Here is an 18,591-nt window from a genome sequence, read left to right as displayed (position 1 = left end):
CACGTCGCTCACATGCTTCAGGTGTCCAAGAGCCCGTAGCGCAGGCGCAGCGGGCGCAGGATGTCCAGGGTGCGTGCCTCGTTGTCGGCGAGCCGGGCGAACTCAGTGACCCGTGTCAACTCACGGGCGACCATTCGGCGTTCGGTCTCGTGCTGCAGTTCGCTCGCCCCGTTCGGTGGGACGACGATGAAGTCGACGATGTCCGCGTGTTCCTTCCCCGGAGCTTTACGCAGGACACGGCCTCGACGCTGGATGAACTGCCTTGGGTTGGAGGAGCTGGCGAGCAAGTACGCAGTGCGCGCGGCGGGCACGTCCACGCCTTCGTCGAGGCACTTCATCGACAGCAAGATCTGAAGCTCTCTGCCTGCCGCGAATCTGCGAAGCAGGTGTTGTCGCTGGTCGCGCCTGGTTTCGGCGGTGTATGGGGCCGCGGGCATACGCAAGTCCATGCCGACCAAGGACAGTGCCTGCTGAAGTTGGGTTGGCTCATGGACGTCGCCAGCATCGTAGGCAAGGGGATGTCGACCCTCGGCGCAGTAGAGCAGTTGGTACCAGTCCTCACGCCGCGCGGTGATCTCCCTGCGCAGGGCAGGCAGCTTGGCGCGTGCGTGCCCCAGGATGTTCGAGCGTTTGCGCAGGAGCTTGCCGAGGGGGCTGTCGTCGTCCGTATCTTCGGAGAAGCCCTGGGCGGCGATGATCCTGGCAATCCTCTCGGTCACCTCCGCGTAGAGAAATGCCTCCTCGTCGTCCAGCTCGACCAGAACCGGAGTGTAGGTGTAGCGGCAAAGCGCGCCCGCTCGGATGGCATCGCCGATACCCATCTCGAAAACGACATCGCCAAAGTAGTCGGTCAGCGCGGAAGTGCCCTGGTCGTCGAACCAGCGCTCCGGAGTGGCAGACAGCCCGAGCCGATAGCCGGCCGAGGTGGGAAGTTTATCCCGCAAGCGCTTGGCGCCCAGATTGTGGCACTCGTCCGCGATGACGAGAAGGCGACCGCGATAGCGGGCCAGGATTCCCTGCAACGGGTCAGCGGCGAAGGTGGTGTTGGTGGTGACGATGACGCCGCCCTTTGCCGTTCCCAGCGCCAATGCGTCGAGAAGGGACGAGGCTCTCCCGTACCAGCTGGCGGTGGACTCGTAGGCGCGGACTGGCTGCATGCCGAACCATGCGACGTCTTTTGACCACTGATCGACCAAGTGCTGATACGGAGCTATGACGAGAGTCAGCAGCGGTTCGCCCCGGTTATGCAGCATTCGGGTCAATTGAGCCGCAGCGGACAGCGCGGTCAGGGTCTTGCCCGTGCCGGTGGCCATACGCAGGATGCCGCGGCCACCGTTCGCAAACCACCGCTCGACGGCCTGCTTTTGGTAGTCCCGCACGGTCAGCTCACTGGGGATGACCAGCCGTCCAGATGCCTCCGGTCGGGGCAGGGTGATGACGGCACCGTCCATCATCGGCAGCTCGGCCTCCGTCAGATAGGCGGTGCGCTTCGCGCACTCCTGGATGACCCCTCTAGCGGCAGCGGTGAAGTCAACCACTCGTAGCAGCGGAGTCCGGTTGTCCCACAGGTCCTCAAAGTCTTGGCTGATCCGCACGGCTCGCGGGCTGTCCCCCGGCTCCCAGGTGCGAAACACCTCAATGGACTCGAAGTTGCCGATTAGCCCTGGCATGGTCTCGTTGGCGCTGCCCTTGAAGGCGACCAGGTCGTGCCCGTCGCGGAAGATCCCGATCTTCTCGTGGTAGATACCAATCCGGTCGTTTGAGCTGATATATGCAAGCTTGATGTCGAGCCGCCCATCGGCGACGAGCAGGCCGAGTTTGCCAAGCCCCCGAGCTGCCCGCGGATCCTCGGTTGCCTGCTCGATATCGCGCAGCGCAGCCTTCTCCAACACGGCACGGAGCTCGTATCCGGCTTGAATCTGCTCCACGTCCTCTGCGTTGAGCTGTGGAGAAGCGACGATGCGCATGGTCCCGCCGCGAGCCGCAAAGGCGTCCAGCCCATGGCCGAGCACTGCCAGCACCGAGGCACTGAAGTATCCGACCGCGCGGTCGTAGGAGGTGGCCGCAGCCAGAGCGGGGGCGTAGAAGTCGCGGACGATGTCGCAACGGTCACTGCGGTAGTCAGCGAGCAGGTCCGCCGCACGGAGTGCAGAATCCTGTCTGGTCATCACAACCCCATGAGGTTGATCAGGTCCTCGGGCGACGGCCCATCATCGTCAGGGCTCTCAGCACCCCTGTCGGCCGAAACCCGCTCATCTTTCTCCTCACGCCGGACATCGCTGAGCCGGCGTACCACGCCACCACGCGCGGTGAAGGGAGGGGAAGACGCGACCTGGCGCACGCTGGATTCGTTGATGGTGAACGCACGGGTCAGGATGGCGACCAGCTCATCTGTCGGAATCGAGCCGTCGGCCATGTCCACCTCCTCTGTGACGAGCTCCTTGATCGTGGTGTACGGACGCAACCCCCACTCAGTCAGCGCCCACGAGTCCACGTCACTCCGCACGAACCGTGAATCCTTGGGCAGCTGCGCCTTTAGCGACCGGATGTTCACGTCGGAGCCCATACGCTCGACCAACAGTTTCGAGTCCAGAGGATGACCGAGCTGGTTGAGCACGTTCCAAGCTCGGTCGTTGAGTGTCTCGCGCCGGGAACCGCTCCCGGCGGCGGAATCACCAATACGTGGACGGGCGGGTGGCGCAGAAGCATCACCGGAAAGGGCATCGTCAGGCAGCTCCCAGCCGTCGGCTCGCGCGACTGCAGCGAGGATGCGTGCCATCAGCGTCCGCAATGGCTCGGGGAATTCGTCGCTGTCGCGCAGCAGATCGGCCAGCTGCTCGCCAGGCCGATGCTCGCAGGCGAACTCGCGGAGCTGCTCGAGTACGTCAATCAACGCCAGCGTCGTCGCATCGCCAGACTGCGCGGGAGTCGGGGGAGGGTCCCCGTGCGTCTGAGCAGGCAACCCACTCAGAGCTTTTTCCAGGGGCGCTGCTTCGGTGGCAGTCCGTGGCGGAGCAAGTACGTAGTTGCCCTCCACCGCTGGGGCGCCCGTCTGATCAGCGACGGGTTGGGAAGTTCCGTCGAGTTCGACCTGGCGGTCGCCCACCAACCGCAACCCGCAGTAGCGAAGCCACTCCTCTGTGACCTCGAGGGATTCGCTAGTGCCTTCGAGTAGCCGCCTTGTTGCGGCCCAGGACAAGCACTCTCCCGCTTCTAGATCAAGTGCGTCTCGAGTGAGCTTGCGCATTTCCTCAAGTGAGCCGCTGAACAGCCACTCTTCATCTGTGCTCCCGGACCAATGAAGAGCGACCAACAGTTCAAGCATCGTCACATTGCTGCCCGGCAGATTGACCGCGAGCCAAGGATGCTGCTCAAGCAGGTCGCTGCGGGTGATGGGGGTCACTGTCGCAGCGCTGAACAGCGTCAAGGCGGAACGGACCCCCGTGGAGTCCAAAGCCGCGGTCTCCAGGTGTTGGGGCAGTTCGTCAAGCAACCGTGTCATCCACGACCGCATGGTGCGGTAGCGTGCGGCAAGCCTGTCGACAGGCAAGGGAGACACTGCACACAGATGCTCAGTAATGAGATCTTGCTGTCGAGTATCCAGTCCGACGAACCACTCGGAGATCGCGGTGTCCGGAGCTGTACTCGAACTTGATCCTGCTGCTGCGGCCACCAGGGACTCCTCGGTTCGGTCCCTCTGCGGGAACGTGACACCCGCGCGCACGAGAGCGGCGAGGACTTCGCGCTTTATCTCGATGCGAACCTTCGGCAAGTTGAGGATGTCCATCGGGGCCAGCTGCCCCACTTCGCCCAGTGTCCTGCCGCCCGCCGCTTCCATCACTTCTAGCGCCTTCTCGTCCAACTCCAACTCCGCCGTCGGCAAGTCCATAGGCAGAAAGGGAAGCAGGAGGAACAACTGCTTCTCGTCCAGCAGCGCTGACCCACTGCCCCAGCAGAGGAAAGATGCGAACAAATCGAAGACGTCGTCCATGTATGAACGGCGCGAGCTTGTCTCTTCCGGCGTCTCACGCAGCCACCACTGCGCTGGCCCTCCCAGCCGCTGGAGTGCGAGCAGCTCCTCAGGCGCCAGCTGATCCAGCCACGGCAGCACGACCTGCCACGTCGGCGCGGGCGACGAGAACCAGGGCGACATCTTTCCTACCTTTTCCGACCAGTGGAAGAACTACCGGACTCGGCGGCGAAGACTGAAACATTGCCCCCCCCGCTGCCGAAACGCGGCTCACTCACCAAGCAGGTCATCCACACTGGTCACCGGCTCATCCTCGGCTCCCTCTGCGCTTGCCGCGAGGTCCTCGGCATCGTCGGCAGGGTTGTCCGGCTGCTGCGTGTTCACTCCTTCTTGGATGAACTGAGCCAACCAGCTCCTGTACGGCTCGTCGGTGCCGTAGAACCACTCCTTGAGCGCGCGCCCGAGCGCAGCACGAGCTGTCTTCTCCGCCTCTGGCCGCAGTTTCGTGTCGATGACCTCGGGGCTGCTGGTCTTGAGCGCCCTGAACTGCTGCTCCTGGCACAGCTCTAGGTAGAGGCCACGTGCTCTGCTGAGCGTGTCCTCGAACGCTGCCCGGTTCACAAACCATGGAGCAATGTGAGCCCATGCCTCGGGCGTGTCCAGCACCTGGAGCCAGAAGTACCGGAAGTAGACCGCCTGCGGCGTGTCCATATTCGCGATCTGGTTTAAGGGATGGCTGACCTCGGTCTTATTGAACGCGAGCCTGCGGTCCTTCGCCTTGCCGGATTCTAGGGCGAAGTAGGCGTTCCATGCTCCCGCGAGCGCATCAGCAAACTGAGGGAGCTCGTTGAGATCGGCACCGCCTGACTGTTTCTTGCGCAGTTCCCACAGCGACCCGAGGGTCATCATCATGCCCAGCTGGCAGGCATGTGTGTTGAACACTGCGTACGCGGCCTTCGACTTCTTGAGCGCGCTGCCGCGTCCTGAGTCCAGAAAAGCCTGAGCACGGTAGGTCTCGAACGCCTCTTCGCGCCCCTTCAACGCCTCCCAGGCGCGGATCACGTCGGACTTGGTCGCCTTCAGACCTGCGGCCTTCTTCTCCAGGTAGTGCTCGTAACTGTCGCGCAGCGTCCAGAACACGCCCACTCCGCCGAACAGAGCGTCATGGGCGAGAGACAGACCGGTGTCATCGACGTGCCACTCGTCCTTCGACTGCGTCAGCGCCTTGGCGTGAGCAGCGTAGGGGGCGGTCTTCGAGAGGAGGGTGAGGATGGCCCGCCCCCAAGTGGCTGCGAACCGGTCGCTGATGACCTCCAGCTGGCCCAGGGGGAATTCAGTGTTACCGATCCTGTCCCGTTGGTAGGTGAAGCCGCCGTCCTCGAACTGATCAGGAAAAAGGCTGATGATGTCTAGCTGCTTCTGCATGAACGTGTCCAGATCGGTTTGGCTGAGACGACCTCCGATCTTCTGCGCGACATTATTCAGATACTTCGGGGGGCCGAAGACGCAGCGGTCGACGGCAAATTTGAGGAGGTGAATATTGGTCAGCACCGACCAGCGGGCCGGCCGAGTGGAGTTCACCTCCGGGTTGTCGTACTCAACGGCGTAGATAGGTAGCAGAGAATCATCGGTGTCGTTGCGCAGCTCGCTGAGCATCCGGCGGGTTAGGACGTTGCTCAGTTCAGCATCCGACAGCAAGATGATCCGCGAATCGGACGGCGGACGCGCTTCCTTGTTGACGTCGACAAAGAGCTTGCGTGCGGCCTCATGCGGTTTTGCCTGTTCCCCCGTCTCTTCAGGGAACCAGCACACCGTCACTGGAACTTCGATGCGGCTCAGGTCCACATCGCCAAAGTCGCGGAGGGCCTGTGTGACCTGATTCTCGTAGAAGGAGCGGAAGCGTCCGCCTACCCCGGAGTTTTGCCAGCTCTTGGTCATGGTGCGCTCCACCGCCAGCAGCGCCATAGCACGGTGCTGCCCGTCGAGGACCACGAGCTGCGCCTTGGTGTCGTCCCACCACAGCTTGCCGAGGTTCGCCGAGTGGAGGCGGTCGTCGGCACCGACCAGGCGCTGAACCTGGAAGGATGTGCCCGCCTGCTCCTGCTGCCAGCGGGCACCGTCATCCTCGATCACGGTCTGCTGGCCCAACGACTCGAAGAACGAGGGGCGCTTGCCGCGGAAGGGCAGCAGGACCGCGACGATCGGTGGGAAGAACGCTGGCCCAGTGGGCTTGAGATCCAGCAGGTAGGGAATGAGGTTGACCGCGACGCGGTGGTCGTCCAGATCGCGTTGCAGGAGCTGGTTGAAGTCCAGGTCACCGGCTTCCATGACCTCACGGACCGGCGCGAGGCTCTTGGTGAGCCGACGTTCGGGATCGTTGGTCTCCTCGCCGAGCCGCGCCTTGGTCATGATGTAGTCCACGCGGCCGGCGGGCGTAGCGAAGGTGCCCCACGTCCCCTGAACGTAGTTGTGGAACGTAAGTTTGGTTCCTGAGCCGAACATCGTGTCCTACTGCCTTCCGAGAATCGGCGCGTACAGCCGGTGGAGCAGCCATTCGGCTGACTCTGCGGTGTTTCGCAGATGCTTGATGGTCACAGCGTCGTCTGCTTGATCACCTAGGTCGATGACCCAGGCTTCGAGGTGGCCCATGGCCATGTTGCGAGCGGCTGCCCGCGCACCGAAGGTCTTTCCCTTCGCCCGGACAGCCTCAGCGTCCTCAGGGTGTTCACGCAGCCAGTCGTACGCCTTGGTGAAGTCTCGGCGGTGGGTGCGTAGGCGCTCGCGCAGATTCTCAGCGACACCGATGTACAGCGGTGAGGAGAACACGGGGGACGCCATCTCCATGATGGTGGCCATTACCCGCCGCCTTTCCTCGCTGTCCAAGGAGTCCATGAGTATCGCAAGACGTTCGTCCTCCTGCGCAGAGGCAGCATGACTTGCCTCGTCCTGCTCGCGCAGGGGCGTGTCGAGTTCGAGCTCGCCCTCCCACGCGGTGCCGTATGAACCGCGCCCGCGCAGAGCAATGGGCAACGGCTCGTAGTAGCCGGCGTACTTCCTGAGCAACCGCAGGAAGCCCTGAATCGCCTGATCACCCTCCGGGCTGGGCTTCATCTTCCAGTCGTGCGGACCCGCTCGAAAACTCACGTACCAGGCGTAGAGCCCAGGTGTCTCAGGCGCCTGGTCGACGTCCAGCATGGAGTAGCGGCTATGCGAAAGAGCATTGGTCAAAGCAGGGGTTCCCTTACTCATGCCGCGCTTCTGAACCCGCTCACCCGCGCTGAGCGCCACCGGGCTGGAGTGCAGGCTACGAGCCGGTGGTCGTATGTGCGGGGCGAGTGGGTGAGGTAAACGACTATTGAGGAGTGCTGCGCATGAGCCCGGGACAGACTCACGGCACGCCGCTCAGTAGCCGCTCGGACACCAGGCGAAGCGCAACGAAAGATCTTGCAGTCTGTGCGCACTTGTGATCAGTCCTCCCCCGGACGCCACGGCGTCCCCGCGGCTTGCGCCTACGGCCTTTTGTGAAAAATTATCGTAAGCGACACCACTGACACGCGGGGGTCCATTGGTTGGTTCCCCGCTCAGTACGGCGCTCGCGGGGTCTACAGCACGGTGGGCGGGTGCAGTGCCAAGCCGGTGTCCATCAGTGCTGGCTGAACTTCGCCTACTCATACGCGATCGGCCCAGGCGAGGAGGCGTGGCGCCTCCTGGCCTGGGCCGATCATGTGCCTGCCAGTGGGATTACTCGCAGGCCGAGCCGACAAGTTCACGGATTGTGCGGATGTCCTCGTTGCCGGCGAGATAGCCGATACCGCGGTGCAGGTGGATCGTCAGTGCTCGACTGAGGGACTCATCTGTCAGCGGTTCGCCGTCGGCCGCGCAACGCTGTCGCAGCAGCGCGAGGTAGATGTCCCCGTACGAACCTGCGAAGGTCTTCCAGGACATCTCGACGTTCGAGTCGGTGACGATTTCCTTGATCAGCGGAGTGGAGGGCTCACGCAGGGACATGGCCAGTGCCCACCGGCAGAGGACGTTCCAGTTCTTGATCCCGGTGGTGCGCTTGAGCCAGACCAACTGGTCGCGTGCCGGCTGGGACAGTCGGATGGTGTCAAGCGACATGCGCTGCTCCGGAGGTCCACCAGTAGCCCGGCTGCACGGAGGTGGTGAACGTTGTGTCGTCGTGAACGAGGGTGTAGGTGTGAGCGAGGGAAGGCTTAAGGCGCCCTAGCAGCCGCTCGTCAATCTCCTCGTCTGTCGACAGCAGCAGGACCTGGTGGCTGGCGTGGGGGAAGTAGCGATCCACCAGGTGTTCGCGGTGCCGGCTGTCGAGCCGCCCGAGGGGTGTGTCAATGACGCTCGGCAGCCAGTTGCCGGCAACGCGTGCGAGTCCCCATACCAGAGAGACCGCGAGTAGTTGACGTTCCCCAGCACTGAGACGTCCGGAGTCAAGAGACTCGCCGTCAGTGCCGATCAGGGTCAACTGGTAGCGGTCAGTGTCAATGCGCAGATCACTGACGAGCCCACGCTTACGCATGAGCTTGGAGAAGCTGTCCAGAACCGCGACTTCGAGCCGGTTGATGTGCCGGTTCAGCAGAGCGGTGCGGAACTTGTCGAGAACGGCACGCTGCCTGTCGCAGTAGGCGATAACGCGTGCCACCTCCTCGGCGCGCACCAGGGTCTTGACCCGCGCCTCATGAGCCCGCTCCAGCTCGGCGGTGAGCGCCTCGCGTCGACCCTTGCTGGTGGCATGCGCGGCAAGCGCGCTCTCCAGGTCGGCCTCCAGCTGGTGGACGCGGCGCAGTGCCTGTTCGCGCTCGGCGATCCGGGTAGCAATTTGTTTCTCGTCCGGGACCCCGGCCAGCTGACGGTCCAGTGCCTCGACGGCAGCGGCCTGGTCGGCTACCTGGGCGAGCAGCTCTTGGGCTCGTCGCAGCTCATGGGTAAGGACTTGGCCAATTCCTGCGAGCTGAGCGTACCCATCCGCGGAGAGCGCGAGGATGCGTTCGGAGCCGCCCGCGAGCTCACGTTCGCGGCGGTCCTTTTCCAGATGAGCGCGGAAGACCTCCAGATCACCGACGGACAGGAGCTCATCCAGCCGGTCGAGGATGTCGCGGTCACGATCGGCGAGGACGTCGAGGATCTGGGCCGACTCATCGGCCTGCTGCTCTACGCTCGCCTGCTTGTGCGCGGCGGTGAGCTGCTCGCTCAGAAGAAGCAGCGGTAGCGGGCCAGCGGCGAGGTCGACGAGGGACTCCTCGGTGGCCGTGAGGGCCTTAGCGACGTCCTTTCGGCGGGTCTCCAGCTCACGACGGCGCTCGTAAAGCTCTCCACCGTCCTTCTGGAAGGAGTACTCGGCGTTCTCCAAAGTCACCTTGGCGGCGTCGAGGCGGGAGCGCAGTTCGGCGACCTTGGCGTGAGCAGCTTCGACCTCCTCCTGCACGGCGTCGTGCCGGCTCTCCAACTCACGGATCTGAGCGACCGTCTCCTGTTCCTCGCCACTGAGCTTCTGGCGGCGCTGCAGCGCGAGCAGGTCGGTGCGCAGCTGTTGGACGGTGTTCACCCCGAGGAGCGAGTGCACGGCGGACTCGATGACGGCGGAGGCCCGGTCCGGGTCAGCGAGAGATTCGATCTTTTCCCCGTCGAAGAAGAACAGGGACCCGATCTCCAGTGGGAGCAGATCCTCCACATGGTCGGCCCAGCTTTCGCTGATGGCCTTGCTCCAGCTGCCGTCGATGACCACGTTGACGTACTCGTGCAGGGTCTTGCCGCTAACGGCCCACTTGCGGCAGACCTTGTAGATGCGTTCACTGCCTTCCACGGTGATGGAGAATTCGAGTTCGATCTCGGCGCCGGTGGCAGGGTCGGCCTGGCGGTTGATGCACTCCCGCAAGTATGTCTCGTAGGAGCGGTTACCCCGCCCGCTGCAGCGGGCGCGCGGCCCATACAAGGCCAGCTGCAGGGCATCAAGCAGAGTGGTCTTGCCGCAACCGTTCATGCCGCCGATCAGGACGATCGGTCGGCCGGGCGTGGTGGTGAGGTCGAGGGACTGCTCACCCCGGTAGGCCCCGAAGTCGTGCAGCGTGATCTTACGCAGGAGCATCGGTAGTGTCTTCGTCCTCGATCAGGGGCAGGCGGTCGGCAATCTCTTCGAGCAGGTACTTCTTCTTGAGCGCGTAGGCGTGCGCATCATCCTTGCCTTCGAAGAAACCTCGCTTGACCGTCTTCTCCAGGGCTTCGAACAGCCCCGAACGGCGGGTCATAGTGCGGAACTTGCGCTCCACCTCAAGCAGTTCACGGGCAGTGGTGAACAGCAGGTCGTCGCCGTCGCAGACCTCGCGGAGCAGGTCCATCTCGCCTGCGCCGAGAGCGAGGTGCTCATCCAGCGGGCGTCCGGGGAAGTCCTCACCGGTCTGCTCCTTGTAGATGCGTGGCAGGGAATCCTCAACTTCGTGCTTCTCGAAGACCCACAGGCGGCGGATCTCGTGTAGCTCTTCCATCGTGATCAGCTCTATGCCGCGGACGTACTCCGGGGCTTCGGCTCGCACACGGGACTGGGCTTCGAGAAGCTCCCGCAGCCAGGTCTCGCGGGCCTCCTGGGTGTAGGGGCCATGGACGATACGCTCGCCGAACAACTGGATACTGCCGTTCATCTTGCGGAAGTCCCGGAGCTCGTGCTCCTCCGGGCCACTGACATCCAGCTTGTTGCGCAGTGTGAGGAGCGGCTCCATCCACACCATCTCGTCGCCACTGTTGACCATGGCGGCCATGGACTTGTCCTGATCCACGAGGGTGCAGGTCCAACAGCCGAAGCGGCTGTCGCCGCAGGAAGGCGTCGAGTCGTCCACGACCAGCGGGCACTCCTGGTCTTCGGTGGCGCTCTGGTACATGGTCAGCAGATCCTTGTTTGGGTGCCCCCAGGGGTTGGACTGCTGCATGAGGAAGGTCCATACCTCGTCGTTGGACCAGTCCTCGATCGGACTGTAGACGAGCGAGTTGGGCAGGTTGCCGTTTGGGGACAGGCGCTCCTGTACCCGGCGCTTCTCGTGCTTGGCCATGGCCCGTGCCCTGGCCTGGCTCTCCTGCTTTCGGATACCGAGCACCAGGATGGCCTCGCCGTGCCGACGGACCACCTTGCGGATGAAGGTGTTCGAGGGCCGGATCTTCATGCGCTCGGTGCACCAGCGGAATTTCGGGCGCGGCGCCGGGTAGCCGCGTCCGATCAGGTTCACCCAGAAAGTGTCCTGGACCTTGGGGGTGAGGCGGTTCGGCTCAATCGGCAGCTGCTGCTCGACTGCCGCCTGTCGCATGGTCTCCAGGGACTGGCTCACCCACGAGGCGACGACCGGGTTCTCCACCAAGGTGTCGGTGCTGATGACGTAGACGGTCTTCGTGCGCTGCTCGACTGGCAGTTCCTGAAGAGCCAGCCACACCAGTTGCAGGGTGGCAGTGGAGTCTTTGCCCCCGCTGTAGCCGATCACCCAGGGCACCTCGTCCGCGGTATAGAGCTCGCGGACCTCTTCCTTGAGTTCAGCGGTCACCTGCGCGAGGCTGCTGCCTTCGAAAGGCGCAGCTCGTCGGGTCGGGGTACTCATGACTCTCCTCGCTGATAAGCGTCTTCGGCGCGCTGCTCTTCAGGGCTGAGCCTGAGCTTCAGGATGCGGCGAAGGTAGCTCACGGTCAAAGCGACCTGGGCGTGGCTCTTGGAGACCCGGCCGCCGATGATCGCGCGGCCCTCCCAATCGGGATTGGTGCGGGCCCAGTCGACTGCGGCAAGCTTCTTCAGGCGCGGTTGCCACACGGTGTCGTCGACGGATTCACGCAACAAGCTGTTTCCTACACGCCCCAGGGCATGCAGGGCGATGCCGTGGCTGTGGATGTAGTTCTGACGTACGTCGGGGGCGGTCATGCGGCGATCGCGGACCATCCCCCACTCGGGGATGAGCGTGTCAACGTATTCCCAGAACGCCTGGGCCAGCACGGCCGCCTCGTCGCGTTTGAGCTCCAGCCCCTGGAGCAGGGACTGATTGCCCGAGTGCAGGGCGCTGAGTGTGAACAGCTTGCGCGAACGTGCCGATAGCGTGCTGCTCTCCATTTCGACGTGTTGCTTGAACACGGAGGATTTCAGGGCCAGCAGCCGGGTCAGGCTGGCAAGGTCGTCGCGCTGGTCGTAGAGCACGCCAATCGAGCGCGACGGGCGCACCGCGTGACGGTTCAGGTCTGCGAACATCTGCTGGGCACGCCCCAGGCCCGCGTCATGAAAGAAAACGACGGCGATTGTCTCGTCGCCCAGGTCAGGGTTCTCCTTGAGCGCGAGCTCGATGGCAGCACGGCGGTGCTGCCCATCGTTGATCAAGAAGCGCGCCGCCATGGGTACGCGAATCTGCCCGGCACGCATCCCCGTGCCCTCGCTTGCGATGCCCTCGAAGGTGATCTCGCCATCGATCGAGGCGGTGAGCGCACTGAATACGTAATCATCCGGATTGTCCAGAATGTACCGAGTTAGCGCTGGCAGCCTGCCCTTATTGAGGACACGCTGCGCCCGGACTTCCGGGGCGATCTCATCGTCGTCGAAGACGAAAATCTTGGGGATCAGTCGGAGTGGACACATCGAGACGAAGAACTCCCGCCCCGCCTGGACTCCTCTGATGGCAGGAAAAACGTACTGGAAGCCGACGGACGTCGCCTCTCCTGCCGCATGGGCCCCTCGTTGATCGATCACGGCGGTATCGTACCTCGGTACGTGATCTCAGTGACGTGCTGTACGGGATTCCTGCGGAAGAGAGTAATGATGTCGGTAACGTATCTTGATGCTGCCGCTACCACGCGCGTCGACCCACGTGTCGCTGACGTCGTGCTCCACTGGATGACCGAAGACTTCGGCAACGCCGGCAGCCGCACTCACGAGTATGGTGCGCGCGCCAAGAAGGCGGTACAGCAGGCGCGTACCCAGCTCGCCGCGCAACTCGGGGCATCTGCCGAAGAGTTGATCTTCACAAGCGGAGCGACCGAGAGCAACAACATCGCGTTGCTCGGGATGGCGCCGCACGGCGAGCAGACCGGGCGCCGACACATCATCACCTCGGCAATCGAGCACAAAGCGGTTCTAGAGCCGCTCGAACACCTGCAAAGCCGTGGTTTCGAGGTCGACTTCCTCAAGCCCGACCAACACGGCAGGATCAGTGTCGAAGCCGTCCGGGAGCGCCTCCGTCCGGACACCTTGCTCGTGTCGCTCATGCACGTCAACAACGAGACGGGTGTCATCCAGCCTGTCAGCGAACTCGGACGAATCCTCCGCGAGACGTCCACGTACTTCCACGTCGACGCCGCCCAAGGTTTCGCCAAGCTCCCGCAAGACCTCACCGCGCCGATCGATCTGATCAGCATCAGCGGCCACAAGATCGGTGCTCCGAAGGGCATCGGCGCACTACTGGTCCGTCGTCGCGGCTGGGACCGGCTCCCGCTGCAGCCTCTGATGTTCGGCGGTGGCCAGGAGCGCAAGCTTCGCCCGGGTACCCTGCCCGTCCCGCTGATCATGGGACTGGCTAAGGCGGAGGAGATCTTCCGCAAGGAGCACAAGCAGTGGCTGGCTGGGGCGCAGAAATTCCGCGAGCAGCTCCTCGCCGGGCTCGCCAGCACTCGCTACCACGTGAACGGCGACCCTGAGCAATCCGTGCCGCACATCCTCAACCTCTCTTTCGAGGGCGTGGACGCCGAAGCCCTGATCATCAGCCTCAAGGGCGTCGCGGCCGTGGCCACTGGCTCGGCATGCACCAGCACCTCCTACACTCCGAGTCACGTGCTGACAGCCATGGGACTGCCCGATGAGATCGTGTCCAACGGGCTGCGCCTGTCCTGGCTCCCTTCACAAGTCGATGGGTTCGAGGTCGGCGACCTGGTCGCTGCCGTCAACCAGCTCCAGCCGTAGGGGACTCCGGCTCTCCTTCCTCTCCCGGGGCCTGAGCCTGCGGGACCGCTGCTGGGCTCGGGGATCGGCGCACCAGCCTGTGCCCGCGTAGAGCGCGCGAGCAGCGCTCCAGCTCGGCTTCCCAGCCCTGCTCGGTTCCGATCAAGTGCGGCTGGTCGTACAGTCCGGCCCGCACTTCGGCCTCGGTCAGCCGCCGGTACTTGGGCACGTTGGGGTCGTCCGGCGCCAAGAACTCGTGCTTGCGGTGCAGCAGCGGCCGGTTAGCCGAGTGGGCATAGGACAGATGGGTCGTGTCCAGACTGCGCATCTCGATCGAGTAGGAGGAGTGCAGTCTGGGGTGCGGGTCAGTGTCGAAGTCGGGGTAATCGAGCCAACTGACGGCTCGTCCCTGGTGCTTGAGCTTCGCCACGGACCACTGCGAGGGGCGGCCAGCGGCGATGGCGGCGCAGTGCTCGTACAGTCGCAGCACGGTGGGCAGCCGGTCGACGGCACGGCGGTGCACATAGAGCGCGGTCGGCGTGAGCTTGCCGACTTCCGAAGCTCGCATCGCGCCGCGTACGTAGGTGTCGTCGCGCAGCTTGAGCAGGAGCCGGTCGGCGCGTTTGCACGCCTCCAGGTAGGAGGAGAAGCAGGACCGGATATCGAGCTGGATGGGCAGCGGCAGGCTGCCGAACGGGCCGCGTCCATTGAACAGCTCCACGGCAAGGAACAGCAACGTGTTCAGCGTGGTGCGCTTGCCGCCCGCAGCCATCTTCTCCGGGTCGGCGGAGCGTCGGACCAGGCGCTGGAGTTCGGTGCCCTGGAGATGACTCAACAGTTCTGATAGCGGAACCGACATTTCTTCCAGCCGCGGCAGTCGCCCCCGCCGCTCCGTGAAGTCGACAACCGCGGCGATAGCGGAAGCGGTGTCCTCGGAGGCCAGCCACTCGGCATCGGGCACGATCCGGCGGGCAAGGAAGGCGATGCGGGCAGAATCGTCCCGAAACGCATAGACGACTCCGGGCGCTGCGGACACGCAGCGGACGCCAGTGGTCTCCTGTACGAAGTCGCGCAACTCGCTCGCGCCAAACAGGTGCTGGAAGGTTCCACGTCCGGTTAGGAGCCCATCGGCGAGCTGATCACCGTTCACCTTGTTCCGTTCCCACACCAGGCGGGCGGAGACCACCAGGACCCCGCGAGCCAGGGTCCAGGCGCGCAGCAGGGTTTCGCGCCGTTCGGCAGGGTTTTCGATCACGTTCAACACATAGGTGAGCAGCACCACGTCCGAAGGCTTCTGCTCGCCGTCCGGGAAGAAGTGTGGATCCCAGCCAGTAGCGTCGAGCTGCATGTGATGCAGGCTGCGCACGTCGTCTCCACGGCCGCAGCCATAGTCCAGGACGCTCTCCCCGGGCCTGATCTGCTGGTCGATGACGGCCTGCCGGGCAGGCATCGAGAGAGCCGAGCGAGTGATCGCTGTCAGGCGACGATCGCTGTTCCATACCTCGCGCATCTCACCCCGCCACACACGGCTCCTGGCTTCTTTCAGAGAATATTCCCGAGCAGCGGGAGATGGGCGACAAGTGCGGCGCGGAGGAGGTGGCCCCGAAACCGTCGGGAAGCTCGGAGGAGTCGGCATGCCGGAAACGGGGAACAGCTCGCTCCACGGCGGTGTTTCAACAGGGTGCCGAGCGGCCTCTACCCCGCTCATCAGACGAACACCGGTCGTGTCGTCCTCGGCGAGCCTCCGGAAGACATCGGGTGGCGTCAGGCTCCACGCCCGGACTTCGCCCAAGGCTAGACAAGGTACGGGCCCCATCGCGCCGGCCGCGAGCGACGTGCGCCGGGAATCTCCTGGGCCACCAGCCGCGCGGAGACTCCGGCTTCTAGCAGCGCCATGCCGGTCGTGAGACCCAAGACGCCTGCGCCCACGAGGACAACCGTCATGAGTTTCTCCCCAAGCCTTAGCTCTCTGCTCAGCCCCGATGCTCACCGATTGCCCCGCTGGCGATACCGCTGACCAGCGTGCGCATCGCCGCCTTCGAGAAGAGCAACGGCCCACGGCTGATGTTCTTGGAGTCGCGCACTGCGGCGTGTTCGCCCAGTTCCGCGACTTCCACGCAGTCGTTCGCACCCCCGCTGTACGAGCTCTTGTGCCACCGCGCGTGCGCGACATCGTCGTCGTACGAAGCTGTCGTGACATCGTGCGGGGCGTTCATTCGGGGCGTGCTCACTCTTCGAGCTCCTTGCTGATGCGTGCGATGCGGGCGCGGGTCTCCGACGGGTCGAGGGCGGTACTCCTCAACTGGTCAAAGATGTCTGTGTAGTTCTCTACATCCTCTGGGGACTCGAGATACACGGAGTTCTTGGCATTCTCCAGCCACACCAGGTCCGGCGTGGGGTGCGGGAACGTCAGGATGACGAACGGGCCGTACAGCCCGGGATGCGCGCCGAGCGAGAAGGGCAGCAACTGCACGGTGACGTTCGGCCGCTCGCTCGCCTCCACCAGCTTTCGCATTTGGTCGCGCATCACCTCAACGGAGCCGACCGTCCTGCGCAGCACGGCTTCGTCGAGGATCGCCCAGAGTCTGGCGGGGGCCTCACCGCCCAGGCGGCTGTTCTGCCGCTCCATGCGGACCCTGACCAGGGACTCGACCTGCGGCGGGGACAGGTCCTTCCTCATCTGGGAGATCACGGCACGCGCGTAGTCCTCGGTCTGGAGCAGCCCCGGCACGAGCATCGGCTGGTAGCTGGCGAGGTGCGTCGCGCCGGCCTCCAGCGCGAGGTAGCCGTCGTAGCGGGTCGGGGTGAGCACTGTCGAGTACTTCCGCCACCAGGGCTTCTGCTGCTCCTTGTCCGCTCGCACCAGGTCGAGCACGTCGGCGCGCCGGTCCTCGTCCTTGACGCCGTACAGGTCCAGCAGTGCCCGGACGAGGACCGGCGTCGTGCCGCGTTCGCCGTTCTCGATCCGGCTCAGCGACCCCTGGTTGACCTCCAGTTGGTCGGCGACCTCGGTGAGGGTGAGCCCGGTCGCGTCACGCAGTTCCTTCAGCCGTGCCGCGAGCTGTCGCCGGTACACCGACTGCGGGACCAGGCTTCTCTTCAAGGCCATGCCGGAAGTCTCTCCGTACCGGCGACACCTCTACAACCCATACGGGTCAACTTCACCAGACATATTGCCTAGTTGGTGGTTGCGTCGGCATGCTGTCAGGAGTCACGGCGCGCGTTCGTACGGGCATGCGCCGCAGCCGACCGATGGGCGAGCAGGCCACGACCTCGCCACCGGCACGCGCCTTCGCGTCGGTCCTGCACGCCGCACCAGGAGGGTGGGCCATGCCACGGACAACGCTGCTTCGGCAGCTGCTCCAGCAACGGCACCTGACGACGCACGAGGCTTTCGCCGCCCAGTACGAGCGGGCCGCCGCCCGGCTGGCAGAGCTCGACCGAGACCCCCGACTGGCGTCCCTCCAGGTATCTCCACGTCAGTTCGACCGCTGGTACGGCGGGGAGTTGCTGACTCTGCCTCGTCCTGACGCCTGCCGAGTTCTGGAGCACATGCTGGGCAGACCCGTGTCCGAGCTGTTCTCCACGACGTACGACGGCGACTCCGCGCACGACCGCGACGAGGAGTCGAGCACGGGCCAGCAGGCGACGAGTGCGCCTCCGCCTCGCGAGGACGACGAGAACCCACTGGACATCGTCACTCGGACCCGGCAGCTCACGGCCAGCAACGCCGACGACGCGACGCTCGCCTTCCTTGACTCCTCGCTGGAGGGCATCGCCAGCCGGTACGAACAGGACGGGCCGTACGTCCTCCGCCCCCAGGCCCGCCAGGTACGGCAGCTTGCCCACACCCTCCTCGACGGCCGCCAGCCCCCACGCACGCGCCGGGAACTCTTCCGCCTCGCCGCCCGCGCCTCCGGCCTGCTCGGCTACATGGCGGTGAACACGGGCGACTTCGCGCTCTCGGAGGCGTACTGCACCGAAGCCCGGGAACTCAGCCGTGAGATCGGCGACCTAGACACCGACCTCTGGGCGTGCGGCACGCTCTCCTTCAGCCTTTACTACGCCGGCCGGTACGACGAGGCGGACGCTTGCGCGGCCGCGGCCGTCGAGCGAGCCCCGCGCCACGCCCAGTGCATCCGCCTGCTCGCCAACGGCCGGGCCCGGGCCCTCGGCAAGACCGGCGACCGGCGTGCCGTCGAGCAAGCCATCGGACAGGCACTCCGCCTCTCCGACCTCCACGAGGTACCCGTCGGGCTGACCTCCTGCATCTCCTTCGAGCCGTACGGACGGGCCAGGACGCTGGCCAACGCCGTCACGTCACACGTCGCGCTGCGCAACACGGCCCAGGTACTGCGCGACGCCGAGCACATCGACGATCTGGTGGAGCACTCGTCCTCCTCCTGGAGCCGTTCGCTGGTACGCCTCGATGTGGCCACCGCGCTGCTGCAGCGGCGCACGCCCGACGTCGACCACGCGATGGCATTGGGCCGTGAGGCCCTGCGGCTGTGCGGAGACACCCCGATCAGCTCCATCTACCAACGCTCCCGCGACCTGCACGAGCAGGCCGAGCCGTGGCGTGATCACCCGGCGGTACGCGATTATGGCGACGAGTTCCGGACCTGGAGCTCGCAGCCAGCGGCCCTGGCCATGGCGTCATCCGCGTCGTAGGCGCCGAGGGTGTCGTCGTACTCCGGGGCAGTGTGAAGCCGAAGGA

Annotated in this window: 13 protein-coding genes; 2 read left to right on the top strand and 11 right to left on the bottom strand. The window is 64.7% G+C overall.

All coding sequences use genetic code 11. The annotated features are described in order from the left end of the window. Window positions 1–17 precede the first annotated feature (17 nt). The 8 genes from AOQ53_RS03855 to dndB form a co-directional block, all read right to left on the bottom strand. Window positions 18–2,168: a DEAD/DEAH box helicase family protein gene (locus AOQ53_RS03855; RefSeq protein WP_059414970.1), complete on the bottom strand. Its 2,151-nt coding sequence runs from the start codon at window positions 2,166–2,168 to the stop codon at window positions 18–20. After that, window positions 2,168–4,153 carry a hypothetical protein gene (locus AOQ53_RS03850; RefSeq protein WP_059414968.1) on the bottom strand — a complete coding sequence of 662 codons (1,986 nt, stop codon included), beginning with the start codon at window positions 4,151–4,153 and terminating at the stop codon, window positions 2,168–2,170. The genes AOQ53_RS03855 and AOQ53_RS03850 overlap by 1 nt, the downstream gene beginning before the upstream one ends. Window positions 4,154–4,240: 87 nt before the next feature. Continuing rightward, entirely contained in the window at window positions 4,241–6,391 is a 2,151-nt protein-coding gene (locus tag AOQ53_RS03845; protein WP_236711551.1) for a ParB N-terminal domain-containing protein, read from the bottom strand. An 87-nt stretch (window positions 6,392–6,478) separates the two neighbouring features. After that, on the bottom strand, window positions 6,479–7,165 hold the full coding sequence (locus AOQ53_RS03840) for a GIY-YIG nuclease family protein (protein ID WP_148640283.1): 687 nt from the start codon (window positions 7,163–7,165) through the stop codon (window positions 6,479–6,481). A 546-nt stretch (window positions 7,166–7,711) separates the two neighbouring features. Next, window positions 7,712–8,089, bottom strand: a complete 378-nt coding sequence (gene dndE / locus AOQ53_RS03835; protein WP_059414965.1) for a DNA sulfur modification protein DndE — start codon at window positions 8,087–8,089, stop codon at window positions 7,712–7,714. Beyond that, window positions 8,079–10,070 (bottom strand): DNA sulfur modification protein DndD, encoded by a 1,992-nt coding sequence (dndD, locus tag AOQ53_RS03830; RefSeq protein WP_059414963.1) that lies wholly within the window; start codon window positions 10,068–10,070, stop codon window positions 8,079–8,081. Before dndD ends, dndE begins: the two co-directional genes overlap by 11 nt. Further along, window positions 10,057–11,562 (bottom strand): DNA phosphorothioation system sulfurtransferase DndC, encoded by a 1,506-nt coding sequence (dndC, locus tag AOQ53_RS03825; RefSeq protein ID WP_059414962.1) that lies wholly within the window; start codon window positions 11,560–11,562, stop codon window positions 10,057–10,059. The genes dndD and dndC overlap by 14 nt, the downstream gene beginning before the upstream one ends. Further along, window positions 11,559–12,689 (bottom strand): DNA sulfur modification protein DndB, encoded by a 1,131-nt coding sequence (gene dndB, locus AOQ53_RS03820; protein ID WP_099054519.1) that lies wholly within the window; start codon window positions 12,687–12,689, stop codon window positions 11,559–11,561. The genes dndC and dndB overlap by 4 nt, the downstream gene beginning before the upstream one ends. Here dndB and dndA point away from each other — a divergent pair. Continuing rightward, on the top strand, window positions 12,666–13,895 hold the full coding sequence (gene dndA / locus AOQ53_RS03815; protein ID WP_408055132.1) for a cysteine desulfurase DndA: 1,230 nt from the start codon (window positions 12,666–12,668) through the stop codon (window positions 13,893–13,895). The two genes, dndB and dndA, sit on opposite strands and share 24 nt — an antisense overlap. Here dndA and AOQ53_RS03810 read toward each other — a convergent pair. The 3 genes from AOQ53_RS03810 to AOQ53_RS03800 all read right to left on the bottom strand — a co-directional run bounded on the left by AOQ53_RS03810 (window position 13,876) and on the right by AOQ53_RS03800 (window position 16,983). Continuing rightward, the gene (locus AOQ53_RS03810) at window positions 13,876–15,384 is read right to left on the bottom strand and encodes a DNA phosphorothioation-associated putative methyltransferase (protein WP_078945137.1); all 1,509 of its coding nucleotides are present in this window, start codon (window positions 15,382–15,384) and stop codon (window positions 13,876–13,878) included. The genes dndA and AOQ53_RS03810 overlap by 20 nt on opposite strands. 463 nt (window positions 15,385–15,847) lie before the next feature. Then, window positions 15,848–16,105, bottom strand: a complete 258-nt coding sequence (locus tag AOQ53_RS03805) for a DUF397 domain-containing protein (RefSeq protein WP_330219280.1) — start codon at window positions 16,103–16,105, stop codon at window positions 15,848–15,850. Further along, window positions 16,102–16,983 carry a helix-turn-helix domain-containing protein gene (locus tag AOQ53_RS03800; protein WP_059414958.1) on the bottom strand — a complete coding sequence of 294 codons (882 nt, stop codon included), beginning with the start codon at window positions 16,981–16,983 and terminating at the stop codon, window positions 16,102–16,104. The genes AOQ53_RS03805 and AOQ53_RS03800 overlap by 4 nt, the downstream gene beginning before the upstream one ends. 221 nt (window positions 16,984–17,204) lie before the next feature. On the opposite strand from AOQ53_RS03800, the gene AOQ53_RS03795 reads away from it, so the two are divergent. Then, window positions 17,205–18,545 (top strand): hypothetical protein, encoded by a 1,341-nt coding sequence (locus AOQ53_RS03795; RefSeq protein WP_059414956.1) that lies wholly within the window; start codon window positions 17,205–17,207, stop codon window positions 18,543–18,545. Window positions 18,546–18,591 lie beyond the last annotated feature (46 nt).

It is taken from the genome of Streptomyces azureus, from assembly GCF_001270025.1.
Classification (GTDB): Bacteria; Actinomycetota; Actinomycetes; order Streptomycetales; family Streptomycetaceae; genus Streptomyces; species Streptomyces azureus.
Note: the sequence above shows the minus strand (reverse complement) of the source record. Positions and strands in the feature narration are given on the sequence as shown.